Genomic DNA, 22,710 nt, shown 5'->3' on the forward strand with positions numbered 1-22,710 from the left:
AACCTAAAGGCTGCCTTTACTGCTCCTATTTAACGCCTTTCCTTACTGAAACGACTGCTTGGTACAATGATGTTTTCTAGTGGCGTACCGCCATATAGGTTAGATTGCATCGTCTTGCCTTCTAGCTCAGGCTGCGGAGCGTAGTAACGCATGACTAAGTAATAATTTTCACCATCAATGACAGGCATCCAATACGTGCCATCTTGTGGATCTTCTGATGAGAATGTAATCGTTACGTTTCCATCTGCATCTGGTGACGTGTTACCGCCTGCAAATACTTGACGATTAGAGCCGTGTATATCTTCAGGATTTAGTGGCAAACGCGTGTCACTAGCATAACGTGTCAGTGACCAGAATTCGCCAACCGCTTGTTCATGAGGGAAGGTTAACGTAAACGCTTCAGAACCATTTAACAACTCGCCTTCTGGGGTCATTGGAATCATCTCGTAATAGGCATGGTATGCCGGGAAGCCTAAATGCCCCATATGCGTCACGAATGATTCTGCAAGCATATCTTCATCGTAAGTTGGGTGCTCAGGGTTAGTGAAGCCAACTCGATTGTTGGTATAAATTCCCGACATTCCAAGTTCATAAACGTAGTTAGCGGTTTGCTTGTATTGATCTAGCGTGTACCCATTGTCGATCATGTACTCGAGACCAGGGTTGGTGCGTTCCCAACCATCAGACCACTCTGTCGCCAGAGCAATGACACTTTGTGCATCAGTACGCTCAGGTAGGGAGATGTCACGAGGCTCACCATGAGCTTTAATCGTGTACTGCTGACGGATATCATTGGCTACACCGTCGTCACGGTAATCAAATGTTTGTGTCCGTAGGAATAGGAAAATAAGGTCATCGTTCACTTCAATAGTATCAATGTACTCACCTTCTGGCAGTTCATAGTCCGCGCCTGAACGGTGTATTAGGTAAGTACACCTGTAGTAGGCATCATCTCAGCATAGACGGTAAAGTGTTGTGCATCTTTCAAATGAAAAGAGGCATAGCGGCCTTCGTCGTACTCAGGAATAGTGACTTCAACGGCACCATTAGTGACATCAATCATTGCTTTTGAATACAAGTGATCCAGTGCAGGAGTGATAACAAAGAACGTATGATCGGCCAGATCTTCTTGTGAGAAATGGTTAATACCATGCTGCTCAATATGTTCGACCATATTCTCCATATGGTGGTAGGTTCGCTGAGCCGTCAATTGTGCATCCGTTGGAACGTAGTCATTGGCTACAGCGCCAAAAGAGAGCGTTGTAATGATGGTTGCTAAAACTGTTTTATTCATAGGTCACCTCAAGCTATTAGAGAGAATTAATTAACTGAGGTAATCTTAAAACGTTGAGCCATCACTCCTGAAATGACTTGAACGGTAAGTAATATGAATCAAATTCATATCTAGATGAGTAGATCTTTGGGCTCTTTTTTGCACAGGGTTTCTATTTGTTCAATAAGCCAATGCATCATCGGTGTGTTCGCCGTTCTCACCGCAGTAAATAAACCAACGTGACGGCCTATCTTATTGTCTGGGTGAGGCACAACCAATGTGGTACCTTCAGGCAATTGAGCACTGTCCAATGGTTCACTGGTTGGCAATAATAGATCCGAGTTTGCTACTACAGACAAACATAAACTCAATTCATCAGCCCGCAAATGAATCTTAGGCACAATGCCTTCAGCAAGCAGCAAGTGTTCTATAAGGTTCCGTTCTTTCGAAAAGTCAGGCAGTTCAAGTAGTGCCAAAGGGTATTGGCCAATGTCTTGCGCTCTTCTTTCAGAATCCAAAACTGGGTGTCCTTCTCTGCAAACTAACATGAAATCGTTGTAAACAAGCTTTCTTTGCAGCAAACTTTTCGATACATCCAGAGGATAGAAATTAATGCCGAGATGAATACTGCCGACTTTAAGTTCATGCTCTGTATTCGAGTTCCAATTCAACAGCTTTATGGTGGCATTGGGTAAATGTTGTTTTAGGTAAGTATATAAAGGTAGAGATATCCAGTGATAAATCGATGAACCGATAGCGATAGAGATATCGTCGTTATACTCTTCTGGCTCAAATTTATCCAAGTCACGGAAGATCTCATCAATCACTTCAAATGCGACAGGGAGCTTTTTTAGTAACTCTTCACAGTAGGGCGTTGGCTTCAAGCCATACTGCTTGCGTACGAAGAGATCATCGCCAAAATACCCACGCAATTTTTTAAGCGCTTTGCTGACAGCTGACTGAGACAAATACATTCTCTCTGAAGCGCGTTTTGTATTTCGCTCTTCACCAAGAATTTTTAGTAATTTAAGACTATTAAAATCAATTTGATACAGTTGCTTGTCATGCATGTCTATTACCACAATTGCCAGTTTTTGAATGTTAGGCCAGTATAAAAAAGAAAAGCCGAGGCAACAATTGCCTCGGCTTTTAATTGATTGGATGCGCAAAGATTATGCTTCTTCGCGAAACACCACTAATCGCTTGGGTGCCACTTTCCCGTCTTTATTAACTTCTGCAACACCAATGAACAGCTTTTCATCACCAGATGTCATTCGCAGTGGTATCCCCTCAGGCGCACCAAAAACTTGAACTGGCATACCATGCTGAACTAGATTAGTGAGCTCTGCATCTAAGTTAACCTCAGGAAGATCTTCCACAGCGGTATCCATTGGCAGCAAGAGTGGATCAAGTAGATCTTTAGGTGCAACTTCGTCACGATGCGCTTGTTCCAACAACTCATTGAGCTGCTCAAGCGTCACCATCTTCTCGTACGGATATTTAGCAACACCAGTACGACGCAGCATAGTCACGTGCGCGCCGCAACCAAGCATCTCACCAAGATCATCCACAATAGTACGAATATAAGTACCTTTTGAACAGTGTACTTCCATTTCTACCTCATCACCTTCAAAGCGATGGAGTACAATTTCATACACAGTAATTTTGCGTGATTCACGCGGTACTTCAATGCCTTTACGAGCATATTCGTAGAGAGGCTTTCCTTGGTACTTCAATGCAGAAAACATGGAAGGCACTTGATCAGATTCACCACGAAACTTATCAATACATGCCTCTAGCTTGTCTAAGGATACATCCACAGGGCGAGTTTCAACCACTTCGCCGTCAGAATCTGACGTATTGGTGCGCTCGCCAAGTTTTGCTTTCACAACATAACGTTTATCCGAGTCCAGTAGGAACTGAGAAAACTTAGTTGCTTCGCCTAAACAGATAGGAAGCATACCCGTTGCTAGTGGATCAAGCGCACCCGTATGGCCCGCTTTTTCAGCAAAATAGATACGCTTTACTTTCTGCAGTGCGTCATTGGATGAAATACCCGTAGGTTTGTCGAGTAAGATAACTCCGTTAATTGGGCGACCTTTACGACGACGAGCCATTACTCTTCACCTGCCTGTTCGTCATCACGACCAGCTTCGTGCTGTTTACGCTTATCTTCGCTAACCACTTCGCTTACGAGGTTTGACATACGCATACCTTCAACCAAAGTGTTGTCGTATTCAAAACGAATTTCAGGTGTTAGACGTAAGCGAATACGCTTGCCTAGCATCATACGAATATGCGCTTCGTGTTCGCGTAGCGCCTTAATGCATGATTCCGGCGTTTGTTCACCCACACATAGGAAAGTCACAAACACTTTTGCGTATGCAAGGTCACGTGACACTTCTACGTCTGAAATCGTAACCATGCCTAGGCGTGAGTCACGAACTTCACGTTGTAGAATCATGGCTAATTCTTTTTGCAGCTGCTGCGCTACGCGCTGCGTGCGGCTAAATTCTTTTGACATATCTTTTCTCTTATTAGAAAGAATGGGGGATGGTCAAAGCCAGCCCCCATGGTGTATTCAACAACCAATTACTGTCATTAAGACAATGTAATTTTAGTCAATTAATCAAGAGTACGTTTAACTTCAACGATCTCGAATACTTCGATTTGGTCACCAACGCGAACATCATTGTAGTTCTTAACGCCGATACCACACTCGTAGCCATTCTTAACTTCTTGAACGTCATCTTTAAAGCGACGTAGTGACTCTAGTTCACCTTCGTAGATAACAACGTTATCACGTAGTACGCGGATTGGGTTGCTGCGCTTAATTGTGCCTTCAGTAACCATACAACCTGCGATTGCACCTAGTTTAGGCGACTTGAACACGTCACGTACTTCAGCAAGACCAATGATCTCTTGCTTGAATTCTGGAGCAAGCATACCGCCCATCGCTTGTTTCACTTCATCAATCAACTGGTAAATGATTGAGTAGTAGCGTAGGTCTAGGTTTTCGTTCTCAACTGCACGACGCGCTGTTGCGTCTGCACGAACGTTGAAGCCTAGGATGATTGCGTTAGAAGCCGCTGCTAGTACTGCGTCAGTTTCAGTAATACCACCAACACCAGAACCAACGATGTTCACTTTAACTTCGTCAGTAGACAGTTTCAGTAGGGAATCCGCGATTGCTTCAACCGAACCCTGTACGTCAGCTTTAAGTACCACGTTAAGCTCAGCAACTTCACCAGCCGCCATGTTAGAGAACATGTTCTCAAGTTTCGCTTTCTGTTGACGTGCTAGTTTCACATCGCGGAACTTACCTTGACGGTAGTTAGCAACTTCACGTGCTTTACGCTCATCACGTACCACTGTTGCTTCGTCACCAGATGCTGGAACACCAGACAGACCAATGATTTCAACTGGGATAGATGGACCTGCAGTGAAGATCTCTTGACCATTCTCGTCGCGCATTGCACGTACACGGCCGTACTCTTGACCACAAAGCAGGATGTCACCTTTGTTCAGCGTACCAGATTGAACAAGAACAGTAGCAACTGGACCACGGCCCTTATCTAGGCGAGATTCAACAACAACACCCGATGCCATGCCTTCTTCAACAGCCGTCAGCTCAAGAACTTCAGATTGTAGAAGGATAGTTTCTAGTAGGCCGTCGATGTTTGTACCCTGTTTCGCAGAGATGTGAACGAACATGTTCTCACCGCCCCACTCTTCAGGAATTACGTCGTACTGAGCGAGCTCGTTCTTAACGTTATCTGGGTTTGCATCTTCTTTATCGATCTTGTTTACCGCAACAATTAGAGGCACACCTGCCGCTTTCGCGTGCTGGATTGCTTCGATTGTTTGTGGCATTACGCCATCGTCAGCTGCAACTACAAGTACAACGATATCTGTCGCTTGAGCACCACGAGCACGCATAGCCGTAAACGCCGCGTGTCCAGGAGTATCAAGGAAAGTGATCATACCGTTTTCAGTTTCAACGTGGTATGCACCGATGTGCTGTGTAATACCACCTGCTTCACCAGAAGCAACGTGTGCTTTACGGATGTAGTCAAGTGTCGATGTTTTACCGTGGTCAACGTGACCCATGATAGTAACAACAGGAGCACGAGGTACTGATTCAGCGCTGTTATCACGATCAGACAGTACTGCTTCTTCCAGCTCATTCTCTTTACGAAGGATAACCTTATGGCCCATCTCTTCTGCTACAAGCTGTGCAGTCTCTTGGTCGATAACTTGGTTGATAGTCGCCATAGCGCCCATCTTCATCATCACTTTGATAACTTCTGTGCCTTTGACAGACATCTTGCTTGCTAACTCAGAAACAACGATCGTTTCACCGATGACAACATCTGCTTTCGCAACGGTTGCTGTCTTATCGAAGCCGTGCTGCATTGAAGTTGGCTTAGCTAGTTTACCTTTACGACCTTTACCGCGTTGGTTACGACCACCGCGATCATTGCTGTCATTACCTGCTTTTTTCTTCTTCTTGCGACGACCGCCACCTTCTTCTTTGCGGTCAGCAGCATCTTCAGCTTCACGAGCATAAGTAGAAGTCGTTACGTGGTAGTCAGAGTTTTCAAGCTCTTTCTTCTTAGCTTCTTCTTCATTCCAGCGAGCTTCATTCTCTTCAGCGAGTTTACGAGCTTCTTCAACAAGCTTCGCCGCTTCTTGTTCCGCTTTCTTCTTCGCTTCTTCTTCCTGACGACGTTTTAGTTCATCAGCTTCTTTCTTTGCTTGCGCAGTAACATCTGCGTTTTTTGCATTCATGTCTTTCTTAGCCTTATCAGCTTGTGCGCGCTGTGCCTTTTCTTCAGCTTTGCGTTTTGCATCCGCTTCTTGCTTCGCTTTCTCTTCGGCTTCGCGCTGTGCTTTCTCTGCAGCTTCACGTTTAGCTTGCTCTTCAGCCTCACGCTTTGCGAGCTCTTCGGCTTCACGCTTAGCTGCTTCCTCAGCTTCGCGATTTGCTTCATCTTCGATAGTGCTGCGCTTCACATAAGTGCGCTTCTTACGCACTTCTACTTGAACATCTTTGCTCTTACCACCGCCAGCAGCAACACTTAGTGTGCTGCGCGTTTTGCGCTGAAGTGTCAAGCGAGTCGGTTCAGACTCACCAGACGTATCGCCATGTTCTTTTTTCAGGTGCGAGAGAAGCTTTTGCTTCTCATCGTCTGAAACTTGGTCGTTGCTTGCTTTGTTCATTCCTGCATCAGCAAGTTGTTCAATCAAGCGGTCAACTGGCGTACCAATCTCTTCACTAAGAGCTTTTACTGTAAGTTGTGTCATGCCGCTTCCTCCTTGCTGAATTATTACTCTTCGTTGAACCAACAGATGTTACGTGCAGCCATGATTAGCTCGCCTGCGCGCTCGTCTGTCAATCCTTCGATGCCTTCTAGGTCATCGATACCTTGGTCTGCAAGATCTTCCAGCGTGGCAACGCCTTTTGCAGCCAGTTTAAATGCCATTTCACGCTCAAGACCTTCAAGGCCTAGTAGGTCTTCTGCAGGCTCTAAACCTTCAAATGACTCTTCTTGCGCTAGAGCAATTGTCGTTAGCGCGTCTTTTGCACGGCTACGCAGCTCTTCGATGATCTCTTCATTTAGGCCATCGATTTCTAGTAGTTCGTTTACTGGTACGTAAGCGACTTCTTCTAGCGTTGAGAAACCTTCTTCAACCAGTAGTTGAGCAAAGTCTTCTTCAATATCTAGGTACTTCATGAAGTTTTCGATAGATGCCATTGATTCTTCTTGGTGTTTCTTCTGAAGATCAGCAACTGTCATTACGTTTAGTTCCCAGCCAGTTAGCTGAGACGCTAGACGTACGTTTTGGCCATTACGACCAATCGCTTGTGCTAGGTTATCGGCTTCAACAGCGATATCCATGGAGTTTGCATCTTCATCAACGATGATTGACGCAACATCAGCTGGTGCCATTGCATTGATAACAAATTGAGCTGGGTTATCGTCCCAAAGAACGATATCGATACGCTCACCGCCAATCTCGCCAGAGACAGCTTGTACACGTGCACCACGCATACCCACACACGCACCAACAGGGTCAATACGCTTGTCGTTGGTTTTCACTGCGATTTTCGCACGTGAACCAGGATCGCGCGCTGCACCTTTCAGCTCAATTAGCTCTTCACCAATTTCAGGTACTTCGACGCGGAATAGTTCAGCTAGCATCTCTGGCTTAGAGCGAGTGATGAATAGTTGGAAACCACGTGCTTCTGGTGCAACTTTGTATAGAAGACCACGTACACGGTCGCCCGGACGGAAATTTTCGCGTGGAAGCTGGTCGTCACGTAGGATAACCGCTTCAGCGTTATTACCTAGGTCTAGAATTACTGTGTCGCGGTTAACTTTCTTAACCACACCAGTAACTAGCTCACCTTCGTTGTCGATGAACTGTTCAACGATTTGTGCGCGCTCAGCTTCACGTACCTTCTGTACGATTACCTGCTTAGCGGTTTGAGTCGTAATACGGTCAAACGTTACTGACTCAATTTCGTCTTCAATGAAATCGCCTAGTTCGATTGTTTCGTCTTCAAACTTAGCTGCTTCTAGTGAGATCTGCTTTGTCGGGAATTCAACTTCTTCTACCGCTTCCCAGCGACGGAATGTTTCAAACTCACCTGTTTTACGGTCGATCGCTACGCGCACTTCGATTTCCATCTCGTGCTTTTTCTTAGTCGATGTTGCTAGCGCAATTTCAAGCGCTTCGAAAATACGCTCACGAGGTACAGCTTTCTCGTTAGAAACTGCCTCAACAACCGCTAAAATTTCTTTACTCATTTATCTAGCCTCTTAAGCTTCTATTTCTCTAGAGCTGTTTTCTCTAAAAAACTAAAATTTAGGGATTAGGTTTGCTTTCGAAATGTTGCTCAAGACAAAAACTTCTTCTTGTCCGTCAACCAAAACAGCGATGTTCTCACCATCAACAGATTGGATTACACCTTTCCACTTACGACGGTTACCCACAGCCATTTTCAGTACGATGCTTACCTCGTGACCAATAAACTGCTCATAATGTGCTGCTTTGAAAAGTGGTCTTTCAAGACCCGGTGAAGACACTTCTAGGTTATAAGCCACAGAAATTGGATCTTCGACATCCAGTACCGCACTCGCTTGGTGACTTACTTCAGCACAATCATCAACATTGATGCCATTTTCATGATCAATATAAATTCGCAGTGTTGAGTATTCGCCTGCACGGATAAATTCTAATCCAACTAACTCATAACCAGCCGCCGCAACAGGTGCGTCTAGCATTTCAGTAAGTTGTCTTTCTAAACCAGTCATTTTAACCACTCCAGAAACAAAAAAAGGGCTCAGAGCCCATTTTAAATTCCAAGCAACTATCTGAACTTGGTAAAACCAAAAATTCAAATAACAAAAAACCCCGATAAGTCGGGGTTTTTTGTTGCTGGACCCTGATACGTTAAATGCGTATTTGCATCTAACTCGCAGTGTTGTCCACACTACGCAAACTTGTCCACGAATCCTAAAAGGATTTGGTTGCGGGGGCCGGATTTGAACCGACGACCTTCGGGTTATGAGCCCGACGAGCTACCAAGCTGCTCCACCCCGCGTCCGACTTGCTGTGCATTATACGCTCAACAAGGTGTTTTACAAGTTTGTAAACGATGGTGCCGAGAGAGGGACTCGAACCCTCACACCAAAGGCACTAGCACCTCATGCTAGCGTGTCTACCAATTTCACCATCTCGGCAACTAAATTCGTTTTATTGAGGGATTTCATCGCCGCTTTCGGCTGGAATTCCACTCGTTGCATCTTCAGCTTGCTGGATGATTTGACCTTGAGTTGGGTCAACCCATTGCGACTCACTCTTGTTCGTCGTCATGTTACCAAGCACTAAGCTGATGATGAAAAATACTGTTGCAAAAATTGCAGTCATTCGGGTTAGGAAGTTTCCTGAGCCGCTTGCGCCAAACACTGTGTTTGAACCGCCAGCACCGAATGAGGCTCCCATATCTGCGCCTTTACCTTGTTGAATCAACACCAGGCCAATTACACCAAGCGCTGCCAACAGGTAAATCACAAGTAGAACTGTAAACATTTTTCCACCTATGTTCCAAATTGTTGAGCCAGCGCCGTTCTAATTCATGACGTTAATCAAGATATTTTAGAACAAGGCTAGCGACCTCCTTACTGAAGGCCGAGCAATACTAGCGAAAGCCCCTGTCGCTGACAAGAAAAAATTGTAGAAATGTCTCATTTACCTAATCAAACGGTCAAAAAAAAGCCGAAACAATTGGTTTTCGGCTTTCGTTACTAATCGTATTTGATTATCAGCAGTTTGCTTTTACTGTTTCAGCAATTGTTGTAGCGCAACTTTGAACTAAATCAGCATCTTCGCCTTCTACCATCACACGCAATAAAGGCTCGGTACCTGACTTACGTAAGAGTACTCGTCCTTTTTCACCAAGCTTAGATTCTGCCTCGACAACCGCCGCTTTAACCGCTTCTGCATCTAAAGGGTTGGAATCGCCACTGAAGCGAACATTCTCGAGAACCTGAGGGTAAAGAGTCATACCTTGAGACAACTCATTTAGCGTCATTTCGCTGCCAACAACAGAAGCAAGCACTTGAAGCGCGGCTACAATCGCATCACCCGTCGTCACTTTATCCAGTAAAATCACATGCCCTGAGTTTTCTGCACCGATCTTCCAGCCTTTTTCAAGCAGTCGCTCCATCACATAACGATCACCCACCGCAGCGCGAACAAATGGAATGCCTAACTGCTTTAAGCCATTTTCCATCCCTAGGTTTGTCATTAGTGTACCAACGACGCCACCTTTGAGTTCACCGCGACGTAGAGCATCACGAGCAATAATGTAGGCAATCTGGTCGCCATCGATTTTGTTGCCAAGCTCATCAACCATGATGATTCGGTCACCATCACCATCAAAGGCTAGACCTAAGTGCGCTTTTTCTTCTACCACACGTTTTTGCAGTGCGCGTACGTCTGTCGCACCCACTTCGTCATTAATATTAGTGCCGTTTGGCTCAACACCCATTGCAATGACTTCTGCACCTAGCTCTTTGAAGACGTTTGGAGCAATGTGGTATGTCGCCCCATGAGCACAATCAACCACAATCTTTAGGTCTGCAAGGCTAAGCTCTGATGGGAAAGTGCTCTTACAAAATTCAATGTAACGGCCCGCAGCATCATTCAAGCGCGTTGCTTTACCAAGATCCGCCGATTCTACACATTCGATATCTTTATCTAGCTCGGCTTCAATCGCCAGTTCAATATCATCAGGAAGCTTGGTGCCTTCCGATGAGAAGAACTTAATACCGTTATCATAATATGGGTTGTGCGATGCAGAGATGACAATCCCAGCTTCCGCACGAAATGTTTGTGTTAGATAAGCAACCGCAGGCGTTGGCATTGGCCCGGTGAATGTCGCCTTCAGTCCCGCCGCGGCAAGGCCAGCTTCGAGTGCAGATTCAAGCATGTAACCCGAAATTCGAGTATCTTTGCCGATAATCACTTTCTTCGTGCCCTGCTTAGCAAGTACGCGCCCCGCAGCCCAACCTAGTTTCAAAACAAAATCGGGCGTGATTGGATATTGGCCCACTTTGCCACGTACACCATCTGTACCAAAATAACGTCTCTTATCAGACATGGTAAATCCTTCAGTTTTTATATTATTAGTGATTAGCCTGAACCAACTGCACCATTTTCATTGCTTCTATCGTTTCATCGACATCATGAACACGGAGAATTTGAGCACCTTTCATTGCTGCAATCGTTGCGCAAGTGACACTGGCGACAGTACAGTCGGCAGGCTTTTTATCTAGCACTTTAAAAATCATAGACTTTCTAGACATACCAGCAAGCAAAGGCAGGCCTAGTTGATGAAATTGTTCCAAATGTGCCAAAAGGTGGTAATTATGGGCCAAAGTTTTACCAAAACCAAAGCCCGGATCAAGGATTAGCTGCTCTTTGGCTATTCCCACTGATTCACACGCCCTAACCCGCTCTTCCAAAAACTGGCTGATGTCGGATAGGATATCTTCATAATGTGGCGCGCTTTGCATGGTTCTTGGTTGACCTTGCATGTGCATCAAACACACAGGCACATTCGCCTCCGCTGCCGCTTCTAGAGCACCGGGTTCTTGCAACGCTCTGACATCATTAATAATGTCAGCGCCAGCTTGCACGGCTTGGCGCATCACTTCTGCTTTACTTGTATCGACGGAAATCCAGATTTGACTATGCGCTCTTATGGCTTCAATCACTGGAATAACACGATTTAACTCTTCTTCTAACTCAACATCCGGAGCGCCAGGGCGCGTCGACTCACCGCCGATATCGAGAATAGTTGCTCCAGCAGCAATCATCTTTGTGGCTTGCTCAAGTGCCGAATCAACAGAGTTAAATTTCCCGCCATCAGAAAACGAATCGGGAGTGACATTAATAATTCCCATCACTTGTGGGACTGACAAATCTAGCTGTTTGTTGTTTGCATATAAGATCATGAAAATTAACCGTGACAATTAAATGCGATTTTCTGAATGACCAAAATAGAAAAACCCCGGGACTAATCCCAGGGTTTCTATCTTATAAAGATTTATTCAGTGTCTTTCTTTTCTTCAGACTCTGTTTGCTCTTCTGCTACTGGCGCAGCTTTTTCTGACTTAGCTTCAGCTTCTGGCTTAGCTTCAGATTTTGCTTCTGAAGCAGGAGCGTTATTGTTTTCACCCCAACCTGCTGGCTCTCGAATATCACTCTTGCGCTCCATCAGATCATCGATCTGACCAGCATCAATCGTTTCATACTTCATCAATGCATCTTTCATTGCATGCATGATGTCCATATTATCTTCAAGAATTTGCTTCGCACGATCATAGTTGCGGTCGATGATCATACGTACTTCGTCATCGATCAGCTTAGCGGTATCATCAGAAACATGTTTAGTCTGAGTTACGCTGCGACCAAGGAATACTTCACCTTCGTCTTCTGCGTATAGCAACGGACCAAGCTTTTCAGAGAAGCCCCACTGAGTCACCATCTTACGTGCAATATCAGTCGCACGCTCGATATCGTTTGATGCACCTGTAGAAACTTTGTCTTTACCGTAAATAAGCTCTTCAGCTAAACGGCCACCGTACAAACTAGACACCATAGATTCTAGATGTTGGCGAGACATGCTCACACGGTCTTGCTCAGGAAGATACATAGTGACACCAAGTGCACGCCCACGAGGAATAATAGACACTTTGTACACTGGGTCATGTTCAGGAACTAGACGGCCAACAATGGCGTGACCAGCTTCGTGGTATGCCGTTGATTCTTTCGTTTCCTCAGACATCACCATTGAGCGGCGCTCTGCACCCATCATGATTTTGTCTTTCGCAAGCTCAAACTCGACCATAGATACGTTGCGCTTGTTGCCACGAGCTGCAAAAAGCGCCGCTTCGTTAACAAGGTTAGCTAGGTCTGCACCAGAGAAGCCTGGTGTACCACGAGCGATTAAAGAAGGCTCAACGTCACCCGCTAGAGGTACTTTGCGCATGTGAACTTTAAGAATCTGCTCACGACCACGTACATCTGGTAGACCAACCACAACCTGACGGTCGAAACGACCAGGACGAAGTAGCGCTGGGTCAAGTACGTCTGGGCGGTTAGTCGCCGCAATAACGATGATACCTTCGTTACCTTCGAAACCATCCATTTCTACCAACATTTGGTTCAATGTTTGCTCACGCTCATCGTGACCACCACCAACACCCGCGCCACGTTGGCGACCTACTGCATCAATCTCATCAATAAAGATGATACAAGGCGCTGCTTTCTTCGCTTGTTCGAACATGTCACGTACACGAGATGCACCAACACCAACAAACATTTCTACGAAGTCAGAACCAGAGATAGTAAAGAATGGTACTTTCGCTTCACCAGCAATCGCTTTAGCTAGAAGTGTTTTACCTGTACCTGGAGGGCCAACCATAAGAACACCAGTTGGGATCTTACCACCAAGCTTTTGGAAACGGCTTGGGTCGCGCAAGTAGTCAACCAGCTCTTTAACGTCTTCTTTTGCTTCGTCACAACCAGCAACGTCTGCAAAAGTGGTCTTGATCTGCTCTTCGCTCATCATTCGAGCTTTGCTCTTACCGAAAGACATAGCGCCTTTACCGCCACCGCCTTGCATTTGACGCATGAAGAAAATCCATACACCAATCAATAAGATCATTGGGAACCAAGAGATGAAGATAGTGCCAAGTAGGCTCTGCTCTTCTGGAGGAGTACCTTGAACTTTCACGTTTTGATTGATCAGGTCATCAAGGAGTTTCTGATCATACACAGGCATGTAAGTTACATAGCGAGAACCACCGCCACGACGAACGAAAGTAATTTCACCGTCTTTGAATGTTGCTTCCTGAATCTGCCTTGGCCAACTTCCTGTACAAACGTAGTATAATCAACTGCTCGACCGTTATTTTCACCTGGGCCGAAGCTCTGGAAAACGGACATTAAAACGACAGCAATGACTAACCACAGTATTAAATTTTTTGCCATGTCACTCAAGGTGTAAGCCTCGCGATAACTAATTGTAATTAAAGGTAGGGTACTACAGTTTGAAACCTGTAGCTATAGTGTTAACTTTTGCCTTTAGTAGCAAAAGAGTTAACCTTTGTAACCAGTGGCTACAATGAATACTTCACGAGAACGAGCTCGAGAAGAATCAGGTTTTCGAACCTTCACGGTTTTGAACATATCTCGTACATCTTTTACGTATTGATCAAATCCTTCACCTTGGAACACTTTGACCACAAAGCTACCATTGGTTGCCAGAACTTGTCGACACATATCCAACGCCAACTCAACGAGGTACATTGCTCGTGGCTGGTCAACAGAATTGTTGCCTGCGATATTAGGCGCCATATCTGACATCACCACGTCCACCATGCTTGGCTGAATTCGGTCTAACAGCGCTTCTAAGACAGCATCTTCTCGGAAATCACCTTGTAAAAAGCTCACTCCAGAGATTGGGTCCATCGGGAGCAAATCACAAGCGATAATTTGTCCAGAATCTCCAACTATTTTAGCAGCATATTGAGACCACCCACCAGGAGCCGCGCCTAAATCCACGACCGTCATTCCTGGAGCCAATAGTTTATCTTTAGTCTGGATCTCTTCCATTTTAAAGTAAGCGCGTGAACGGTAACCTTTTTTTCTGGCTTCGTTCGCATACTTGTCGTCGAAGTGCTCCTTCAACCAACGACCAGAACTGGCCGAATGCTTCTGTTTACTCATTCTATTCTCAATAAGATAGATTGGGGACTTGTTAGTGCGTATTGCTGCGATAGTTACCGCCTATCACTAACAAATTATAGTCTTTAGCCATAGATGGCGTTAAAATAGGTTTTTTCAACCCTAATAGTAAAGAAAATTGGCCGCGTAATGAACCTAAGCACCAAACAAAAGCAGCATCTTAAAGGCCTAGCGCACAGTCTAAAACCTGTCGTGCTTATGGGCGCGAATGGACTCACTGAAGCTGTTCTAGCGGAAATCGAGATTGCCCTTGATCATCATGAACTGATCAAAATTAAAGTGGCATCTGAAGATCGTGAGACAAAACAACTAATTATCGATGCTATCGTGCGTGAAACTAACGCAGAGAAAGTACAGACTATTGGTAAAGTACTGGTATTGTATCGCCAGTCTGAAGCTCGCAAGATCGAACTTCCACGTAAATAGTACTTCGTGTTTGCCATAGCAGTGGCAAATAGCAAGTAACAAAAAAGGTCGCGAATGCGACCTTTTTTAATTCTATTAAAATGGCTTGACCATTTCAGATGTATTCAACTTTATCGATTTCAAAGTCTTTGTCGCCACCAGGTGTTGAAATCACAACTTCATCACCTTCAAGCTTACCGATCAATCCACGAGCGATTGGCGAACTGACAGAAATGCGGCCAGCTTTAATGTCCGCTTCGTCGTCACCAACGATTTGGTATGTTTTCTCTTCATCGGTATCAACATCAATTAGCGTTACCGTAGAACCAAAGATGATCTTGCCTGTGTTTTCCATGCTAGTGACATCGATAACTTGCGCAACTGACAGTTTGTATTCAATGTCGCGGATCTGGGCTTCACAGATACCTTGCTCTTCGCGCGCAGCGTGATATTCAGCATTTTCTTTCAAATCACCTAGCTCACGGGCTTCGGCAATTGCTTCAGAAATTTGTGGGCGAAGCTTAAGTAATCTTTCAAGCTCTGTGCGCAGCAGCTGTTCGCCGCGCGTTGTCATTGGAACTTTTTCCATCTTCTACCTCTATTGCCAAAGTATGCTTTGGACAAAACAAAACTACCCAACCCATAGTCGGATCAGGTAGTAAAAGAATTCGTTATTTCGCCTAGTGTAAACAATGTCGTGTTTTAAATCACCCAAATTCGAGCATTTGTCTAATCGGGCGACATAAAATCCAACTTAGCTCTCGCAACCATAAGCTTCTTGAATGAAAAATAATCCTCAGACACTTCTACTAAACCAACTCGCTTTTACATGATTGCCCTATGCTACCCTGCCATTAAATACCGAGTGCCAAAAGATAAAGTATAGATACTCAGCCTATTTTTATGTTGCGTCATCAGTGCCAGCACACCGCCTGTTTTTTCAAAAAACCAACACTTTGTGCAAAAAGTAATCATATTTCACATCTCTGACATATTTCTTACATATGAAACTTGATTAATTACAACTATGCGTCCACTCTAAGCACTGCGATGCGAAGCGCCTCGCAAATACAACTATTTATGGACAGTAAATTAGGACTATTAAAATGAACAAGAATCTGATTACTCTAGCGGTATCAGCTGCAGCAGTGGTAGCGGCATCTGGTGTTAACGCAGCTAACGTATATAGCAGCGATGGTACAGAACTCAATATCGGTGGCCGTGCGGAATTCCGTGGTGATTTTATCGGTAACGGTGGTAACGAGATCGATGGCACTATGGCGAATAACAGCCGTTTTCGTCTAAACCTAGGCGGAACAACAGAGATCACTAGCGATCTTTCTGGCTTTGGCTTCTACGAAGCAGAGCAAGGCGTAAAGTCAGACACTACCAACGACGCGGAAACAGACTTCAAACAGCGTTACATGTTTGCCGGCTTAAGTGGTAGCTTTGGCGCAGTATCGTTTGGTCGCCAAGATACGGCTGCGGTGCAAATCTCGCAAATGTCGGATGTCACCACTTTCACGGGCGCTCAAAAAGCATTCATTAATGCTTCTGACGAGCAAATCAACAACACCATTCTATATACCGCTGACTATGAATCACTAACGCTAAAAGGTAGTGTTTCTCTTGGTGAAGCAAAAGACACAAACACCTCTGGCTTGTCTGTTATCTACACATTGCCAATGGGGTTAGGTCTTGGTCTTGGTTACTCGGCAGGTAACAATGGTGAAAATAATGGCTCTAGTGATGCTATTATTGGCGGTATCAACTACGCTTTAGATTCACTATACCTAGCTGTGACTTACGCTACTGGTGATAAAGATAATAAAGCCACCGCTGAAACAGATTTCAACGGTATCGAGCTAGCCGCTAAATATGGCTTTGGTAATGGCTTTGCCTAATGGGCGCGTACCAAAAAACAGATGTTAAAAAATCAGGTACAAAAGTTGACGAGAGTGATTTCTTTGAGATTACTGGTGATTACAAATTCAACGGTAACATCAATGCTTATCTAGCTTACATGTTAAACAACATGGATGAGAGCTCAGTAGGTGCAAAAGATGCTGAAGACACGCTACGTCTTGGTCTTAAGTACTCTTTCTAAGTTAGATAGACACTCAATTTAGTCAAAACCTATAGGTTTGGATAAAGGCTTAGCGAATTGCTAAGCCTTTCTTCTTTGGGGCTAGCCCAATACCAAAGCTCTCTTTATACTAACCCAATTCCATAATGCGCTTTTGTCGCCACAAATCGCTTCTTTTTCGTTTGTCATGGACTTCACAATGCATAAATGCTGGCTTTTCATTACTCTCTGCTTCTCATCCGTTGTTTGGGCCAATTACGATACAAGCGCATTGCCGAAAGAGTCTCGCCATAGCTTAGTTGTAAAGCAACTCGCTGAAAGTAAAGAGAATTCCATTGAGAGCAATTCAGGGCATTTCTTCCCACCAGCCAGCACCCTAAAGATCATCACCGCTTTAGCAGCCACGTTAGAGTTAGACAATGATCACAAATTTGAAACTAAATTACTTAATAGCGGTAATGATTGGATCATTCAATTTTCTGGCGATCCTACTTTGACCACTCAAGATCTTGATAACATCATCAAAACTCTACAAGAACGCAGTAAAGGAAAAACCATTGGCAACATCTGGTTAGATAACTCTGCCTTTACCGGTTACGATCGGGCCGTCGGCTGGCCTTGGGACATTTTAGGCGTCTGTTATAGCGCACCCGCCAGTGCAATCTCTATTGATGGTAACTGCGTTCAGGCGTCTATCTATACGCAAGACCAAGGAAAGACAAGGGTTTATGTTCCTGAACATTTCCCTATCCATGTGTCGACAAAAGCGAAAGCGGTCACGAAAGAGCATCAAGAAAGCACACAATGCACCATTGAACTCATTAGCCAGCCAGACAATTTCTATCAACTTCAAGGCTGTTTGGTCGAGCGTGAAAAAGCACTTCCACTTAAATTTGCCATCCAAAATCCAGAGCTGTACACAACGAGAGTAACGCACAGCCTACTAAATCAACATGGCGTGAAGATAAGTGGCAATGTCCAAGTCGGCGCACCAAAGCTTGATAATTCAGTAACGGTTTACACCCACTATTCTGCTCCACTGCCTGAACTGCTTGAAGAGATGCTGAAGAAATCAGATAACTTGATTGCAGACAGCATCACCAAAACCCTTGGCGCTCACTTTTACTTACAAGCGGGCAGTTTTGGTAACGGCACCGAAGCCATCAAACAGATCATCTTTTCACGTACCGGGATCGACTTAGGATATGCTCAGCTTGCCGATGGTTCGGGCTTATCTCGCAACAACCTACTGACTAGCCAATCCATGGCGAGCATTCTTGAATACATTTGGAAACATGACGAAGAACTTGGGCTTATTGATCTCTTCCCAAGAGCGGGCGAATCGGGAACGTTGAAATACCGACGCAGCATGAGAAAAGAGCCGATCAAAGGCCAAATAGCCGCCAAGAGTGGCTCTGTCTATGGCAGCTACAACATGGCAGGCTATGGACTAAATGAGAAAGGCGAGCCAACGAGTCTATTTGTTCAGTTCGTTGCCGATTATCATCCTAGAAAAAAGAGCGATGGCCCTGCGGTCATCACTCCTATCACTCAGTTTGAAACTCAGTTTTATCAAGATGTTGTTCGTTACAGTCAGGAAATACCTAAGAAGTAATTGACAACGGTAAAGTAAATCCACATACCTGAGATATCCACTATCGACGCAAGTACAGGGCTCACCAATACGGCTGGGTCCATCTTGAACGCACGTGCGAGTATTGGCAGTAAGCACCAAGCGTGGTTGATATCGTCACTTGAATAAACAGTGCTACGGCCACCGCTAGAGCAATCGTATTGATGTCAAAACCACCCGCTGATGCCGGATCACTGAAAAATACGATACGACCAATCATCACAATCGCGATAGCTAAGGCTAAACAGAGTGCCACGCGGCTCTCTTTCCAAAAAACTGCTAACCACTGACGTTTTTTCAGCTCGCCAGTTGCAAGAGCCCGAATAACCAACGTCGCCGCCTGGGTGCCCGTATTGCCCCCTGCCGCAGCAATAACAGGCATATATACCGCAAGTAAAACCAGCTGACTTAACGTGTCTTCATATTGAGCAATAATCAAGCCTGACACGATCCCCAGCAAAGCCAACGCAATGATCCAACCAATACGCTGCTTTACATGCTCAAACACGGAAGTACTTAGGTACCCCTGTGGCGTATCAACTTCAGAATGCACAAAGCCAAGCTGGTGAGCAAAGTGTCTGGCACGCTTATCGTGCCCTTCTGTTTCGAGTACTGTTAGTAGTTGTTGTACATAGCTTATTGAACAGTCGTGCAAAATAGCCACCGCCTCTTCAATAGGCATTACTGTTAGCAAGTGAACTTGCTTAGTTTGTTCATATTGCAAAAATGCATTACGCGCGGCCCCGATCTCTTCTTGAGAAAAAGCACGCGAAGTTTCTACATAATTATTGCTCATTACCGTCATGGCGAATCTCCCGATTGGCAAAGGTAACGACCATCAAGTAACACAAGACATAGCTATCCCTAGTCGGACGACTACAGCTTTACAGTTACTTTGATTGAATAAATGAGGAGTGATTGAGAAAGGAAAATAGATCCTACCGCTAGGTAGGACGGAGTGCGCCAATACCGAAGCGGGTTACAATGCCCTCTTAAAATTATTCACCCAGCAACTGGAGGATGGTCGGTATTGTTCATATTTATCTCCAAAATTACTGCCAATTCAGCAGCGCGCGTATCTTAACAAAAGCCAATAAAGATTGCTGTTATTTTTGAATCGAGATGCCCACTTTTCACAGAAACTTCATATAAAAGAAGAGCTACAATAGACCCAATAAATAATTAAACCTGTCTGCATAACGTTCTATTATTCAAGAAAACAAAAAAGCGCCCATTAGGCGCTTTTACTACACAGTGAAGCTATCGGATTACTTGATAGTAATGCGAGCAAACTTACGTTTACCAACTTGGAAAACATAAGTACCAGCTTCTGGTGCGAACTTGCTATCAGCGACTTTTTCGCCATCCATTTTCACTGCACCTTGCTTAACCATTCGCATCGCTTCAGATGACGATGGGCAAAGCGCCGCTTCTTTAAGAAGGTTACTTACTGGGCGACCTGCATCAAACTCAAACTCAGGCATTTCGTCTGGAATCTGGTTCTTCGCAAAGCGGTTCACAAACTCTTGCTCAGCAGCGTCAGCGTCGGCTTCTGAGTGGAAACGAGCAATGATCTCTTTTGCTAGCGCCACTTTCACGTCACGTGGGTTTTTGCCTGCTTCAACGCCAGCTTTCAGCTCTGCAATCTCTTCTAGAGGACGGAAAGATAGCAGTTCGTAGTAGCTCCACATCAGATCATCAGAAATCGACATGATCTTACCGAACATTTCGCTTGGCGCTTCGCTCACACCGATATAGTTATGAGCGGATTTAGACATCTTCTTAACGCCATCAAGGCCAACAAGCAGAGGCATCGTTAGTACAACCTGAGGCTTTTGACCGTTGGCTTTTTGCAGTTCGCGGCCCATTAGAAGGTTGAACTTCTGGTCAGTACCACCAAGCTCAACATCCGTTTCCATTGCCACTGAGTCATAACCTTGTAGGAGTGGATACATAAACTCATGGATAGCAATAGGTTGGTTGTTACCGTAACGCTTTTTGAAATCGTCACGCTCTAGCATACGTGCAACAGTTTGGCTTGCAGCTAGGCGAATCATGCCTTCAGCACCAAGCTCAGACAACCATTCAGAGTTGAAGGCAATCTTAGTCTTAGCTGGATCTAGGATCTTAAATACTTGCTCTTTATACGTTTCAGCATTACGTAAAACGTCTTCGCGAGTTAACGGTGGACGCGTTGTGTTCTTACCTGTTGGGTCACCCACCATGCCAGTGAAATCACCAATTAGGAATGTTACATCATGGCCTAGCTCTTGGAATGCACGCAGTTTGTTTAGAATAACTGTGTGACCAAGGTGAATATCTGGAGCCGTTGGATCGGCACCCAATTTAATACGAAGAGGACGACCCTCTTTCAGTTTTGCAATCAGCTCTTCTTCTGGAATTAGCTCATCAACACCGCGCTTAATCTCGCTAGTGCCGCTTCAATGCTCGCCATTCTTGTTCACTCCCACAGATTTGGCAAAAATAGTTTAATTCACCATCTTACTTGAATAGCGATGCTTTTTGAAACCAGTTAGACTAAACAGCTCGCTATTTTTTTAATACACACAGAACGAACGATAAAAATGCTGTCTATTTTTGCTCGACTTCCATGGATGCACCGAGCCCTTATCGCTATATTTAGCGCTGTTATTGTTATCGCGCTCTTTTTTCTTCCCGATCCAAAAGATCTGCATCCTGAAGAGAGCCGATATGAAGTGGGACGTCACTACCCACTCACTATTAATGCCGAAGCGTTATCACCAGGCAATCAAGTTGCTCCGTCAGCAGTCATGCGATGGGAAAAGCATAAAGTCGGTAACGGCGAAAGTGCCGCTATTTTGTTTCAACGCTTGGGCTTATCGTCTCGTCTTTTATATCAGCTTACTTCAACCAACAAAGACATTGAGCGCCAACTGTCTCGCTTAAGACCCGGTGACGTACTCGAGTTTGGCTTTGATGAAGATGACCAACTGATTCAGCTAAAACGCCGCTTAAGCGCTTTTGAAACCTTCAAGATCACCCGTACAGATTCTGGCTTTCGTTCAGAGACGGACAAAAAAGAGGTGGCGTATCAATACAACTATGCCGAAGCTTCTATTACTTCCAACTTCTGGAATGCGGGCATTTCAGCCGGTTTAACCGCCAACCAAATCATGGAGCTCGCGGGTATCTTTGGTTGGGATATCGACTTTGCGTTAGACATTCGCAGTAAAGATAGCTTTCAAGTGCTGTATCAAGAAAAGGTTGTAGAGGGCGAGGTTATCGGCGAGGTAAGATCATCGCTGCCGTGTTCACTAACCAAGGCGATACGTTCAAAGCCATTCTTGATGACAATACCGGCAATTACTACGACGAAAACGGCCGAGCGATGAAAAAAGCTTTCTTGCGCTCGCCACTCGATTTTCGCCGTGTAACGTCAAACTTTAATCCAACACGTCGCCACCCAGTAACGGGTAAAGTCCGCGCTCACCGTGGTACAGACTATGCCGCACCGGTTGGCACGCCTATCTGGGCGGCAGGTGATGGCGTGGTTCAAAAGTCTGGTTACAATCAGTTCAATGGTAACTATGTCTTTATTAAGCACAGTAACACTTACATTACTAAGTACCTTCACCTACAAAAGCGCCGTGTAAAAACAGGTCAACGCGTTAAGCAAGGCCAAACTATTGGTACATTAGGTGGCACAGGTCGTGTAACAGGTCCTCACTTACATTATGAGTTCTTAGTTAATGGCGTTCACAAGAACCCAAGAACCGTTAAATTGCCTCAGTCAAAATCACTGACGGGTAAAGCGAAAACAACTTACTTGGCAAATTCAAAGCTCAGACTTGCTACGCTAGATCGATACAGCAAACTACTTTTTGCTAAGTAAAACATGCTTTAAACCCGCTGCTATATACGTCGTTATAGACATTTGCAGTCCTGTTAGTCAAGACATAAAAAAGCCCGTCACTATGACGGGCTTTTTGTTATCACTTCGTTTTT

General features: G+C 44.9%; 15 protein-coding genes, 2 tRNA genes and 5 pseudogenes. 4 read left to right on the forward strand and 18 right to left on the reverse strand.

What is annotated here, in order from left to right; translation table 11 throughout:
• Positions 1–29: 29 nt before the first annotated feature.
• From UA76_RS20960 to rlmE, 15 genes and pseudogenes are all read right to left on the reverse strand, one after another.
• A complete protein-coding gene (locus tag UA76_RS20960) occupies positions 30–863 on the reverse strand; it encodes a DUF1214 domain-containing protein (protein WP_047049796.1) in 834 nt (277 codons plus the stop codon).
• 59 nt (positions 864–922) lie between these two features.
• Entirely contained in the window at positions 923–1,294 is a 372-nt protein-coding gene (locus tag UA76_RS20965) for a DUF1254 domain-containing protein (RefSeq protein ID WP_047049797.1), read from the reverse strand.
• Positions 1,295–1,404: 110 nt separating this feature from the next.
• On the reverse strand, positions 1,405–2,343 hold the full coding sequence (locus tag UA76_RS20970; RefSeq protein ID WP_047049798.1) for a LysR family transcriptional regulator: 939 nt from the start codon (positions 2,341–2,343) through the stop codon (positions 1,405–1,407).
• A gap of 102 nt (positions 2,344–2,445) precedes the next feature.
• The gene (truB, locus tag UA76_RS20975) at positions 2,446–3,390 is read right to left on the reverse strand and encodes a tRNA pseudouridine(55) synthase TruB (protein ID WP_047049799.1); all 945 of its coding nucleotides are present in this window, start codon (positions 3,388–3,390) and stop codon (positions 2,446–2,448) included.
• Positions 3,390–3,797 carry a 30S ribosome-binding factor RbfA gene (gene rbfA, locus UA76_RS20980; RefSeq protein WP_047049800.1) on the reverse strand — a complete coding sequence of 136 codons (408 nt, stop codon included), beginning with the start codon at positions 3,795–3,797 and terminating at the stop codon, positions 3,390–3,392. The genes truB and rbfA overlap by 1 nt, the downstream gene beginning before the upstream one ends.
• Positions 3,798–3,898: 101 nt before the next feature.
• Positions 3,899–6,580 carry a translation initiation factor IF-2 gene (infB, locus tag UA76_RS20985; RefSeq protein WP_047049801.1) on the reverse strand — a complete coding sequence of 894 codons (2,682 nt, stop codon included), beginning with the start codon at positions 6,578–6,580 and terminating at the stop codon, positions 3,899–3,901.
• A 23-nt stretch (positions 6,581–6,603) separates the two neighbouring features.
• Positions 6,604–8,088, reverse strand: a complete 1,485-nt coding sequence (gene nusA / locus UA76_RS20990; protein WP_047049802.1) for a transcription termination factor NusA — start codon at positions 8,086–8,088, stop codon at positions 6,604–6,606.
• Positions 8,089–8,139: 51 nt separating this feature from the next.
• Positions 8,140–8,595, reverse strand: a complete 456-nt coding sequence (gene rimP / locus UA76_RS20995) for a ribosome maturation factor RimP (RefSeq protein WP_047049803.1) — start codon at positions 8,593–8,595, stop codon at positions 8,140–8,142.
• 213 nt (positions 8,596–8,808) lie between these two features.
• Positions 8,809–8,885 (reverse strand) — tRNA-Met (locus UA76_RS21000).
• A 55-nt stretch (positions 8,886–8,940) separates the two neighbouring features.
• Positions 8,941–9,024, reverse strand: a tRNA-Leu gene (locus UA76_RS21005).
• A 13-nt stretch (positions 9,025–9,037) separates the two neighbouring features.
• Entirely contained in the window at positions 9,038–9,373 is a 336-nt protein-coding gene (gene secG, locus UA76_RS21010) for a preprotein translocase subunit SecG (protein WP_047049804.1), read from the reverse strand.
• Between the two features lie 232 nt (positions 9,374–9,605).
• Positions 9,606–10,946: a phosphoglucosamine mutase gene (glmM, locus tag UA76_RS21015; RefSeq protein ID WP_047049805.1), complete on the reverse strand. Its 1,341-nt coding sequence runs from the start codon at positions 10,944–10,946 to the stop codon at positions 9,606–9,608.
• Between the two features lie 25 nt (positions 10,947–10,971).
• A complete protein-coding gene (gene folP / locus UA76_RS21020) occupies positions 10,972–11,802 on the reverse strand; it encodes a dihydropteroate synthase (protein ID WP_047049806.1) in 831 nt (276 codons plus the stop codon).
• Between the two features lie 92 nt (positions 11,803–11,894).
• A pseudogene (gene ftsH / locus UA76_RS21025) lies at positions 11,895–13,852 on the reverse strand (ATP-dependent zinc metalloprotease FtsH).
• Between the two features lie 99 nt (positions 13,853–13,951).
• Positions 13,952–14,581 (reverse strand): 23S rRNA (uridine(2552)-2'-O)-methyltransferase RlmE, encoded by a 630-nt coding sequence (gene rlmE, locus UA76_RS21030; protein WP_047049807.1) that lies wholly within the window; start codon positions 14,579–14,581, stop codon positions 13,952–13,954.
• A 147-nt stretch (positions 14,582–14,728) separates the two neighbouring features.
• On the opposite strand from rlmE, the gene yhbY reads away from it, so the two are divergent.
• A complete protein-coding gene (gene yhbY, locus UA76_RS21035) occupies positions 14,729–15,025 on the forward strand; it encodes a ribosome assembly RNA-binding protein YhbY (RefSeq protein WP_047049808.1) in 297 nt (98 codons plus the stop codon).
• 94 nt (positions 15,026–15,119) lie between these two features.
• Here the strand turns inward: yhbY and greA are convergent, their stop codons facing one another.
• Positions 15,120–15,593, reverse strand: a complete 474-nt coding sequence (greA, locus tag UA76_RS21040; protein WP_047049809.1) for a transcription elongation factor GreA — start codon at positions 15,591–15,593, stop codon at positions 15,120–15,122.
• Between the two features lie 517 nt (positions 15,594–16,110).
• Between greA and UA76_RS21045 the strand changes: the two are divergent.
• Positions 16,111–17,111: pseudogene (locus UA76_RS21045) on the forward strand (porin).
• 178 nt (positions 17,112–17,289) lie between these two features.
• Entirely contained in the window at positions 17,290–18,705 is a 1,416-nt protein-coding gene (gene dacB / locus UA76_RS21050; protein WP_420340933.1) for a serine-type D-Ala-D-Ala carboxypeptidase, read from the forward strand.
• Here dacB and UA76_RS21055 read toward each other — a convergent pair.
• Both UA76_RS21055 and tyrS read right to left on the reverse strand, forming a co-directional pair.
• Positions 18,684–19,528, reverse strand: a pseudogene (locus UA76_RS21055) (magnesium transporter). The gene dacB and the pseudogene UA76_RS21055 overlap by 22 nt on opposite strands.
• 463 nt (positions 19,529–19,991) lie before the next feature.
• A pseudogene (tyrS, locus tag UA76_RS21060) lies at positions 19,992–21,178 on the reverse strand (tyrosine--tRNA ligase).
• Positions 21,179–21,308: 130 nt separating this feature from the next.
• On the opposite strand from tyrS, the pseudogene UA76_RS21065 reads away from it, so the two are divergent.
• Positions 21,309–22,597, forward strand: a pseudogene (locus tag UA76_RS21065) (peptidoglycan DD-metalloendopeptidase family protein).
• Positions 22,598–22,710 lie beyond the last annotated feature (113 nt).

The sequence above is a fragment of the Vibrio mexicanus genome (assembly GCF_001012815.1).
Classification (GTDB): domain Bacteria; phylum Pseudomonadota; class Gammaproteobacteria; order Enterobacterales; family Vibrionaceae; genus Vibrio; species Vibrio mexicanus.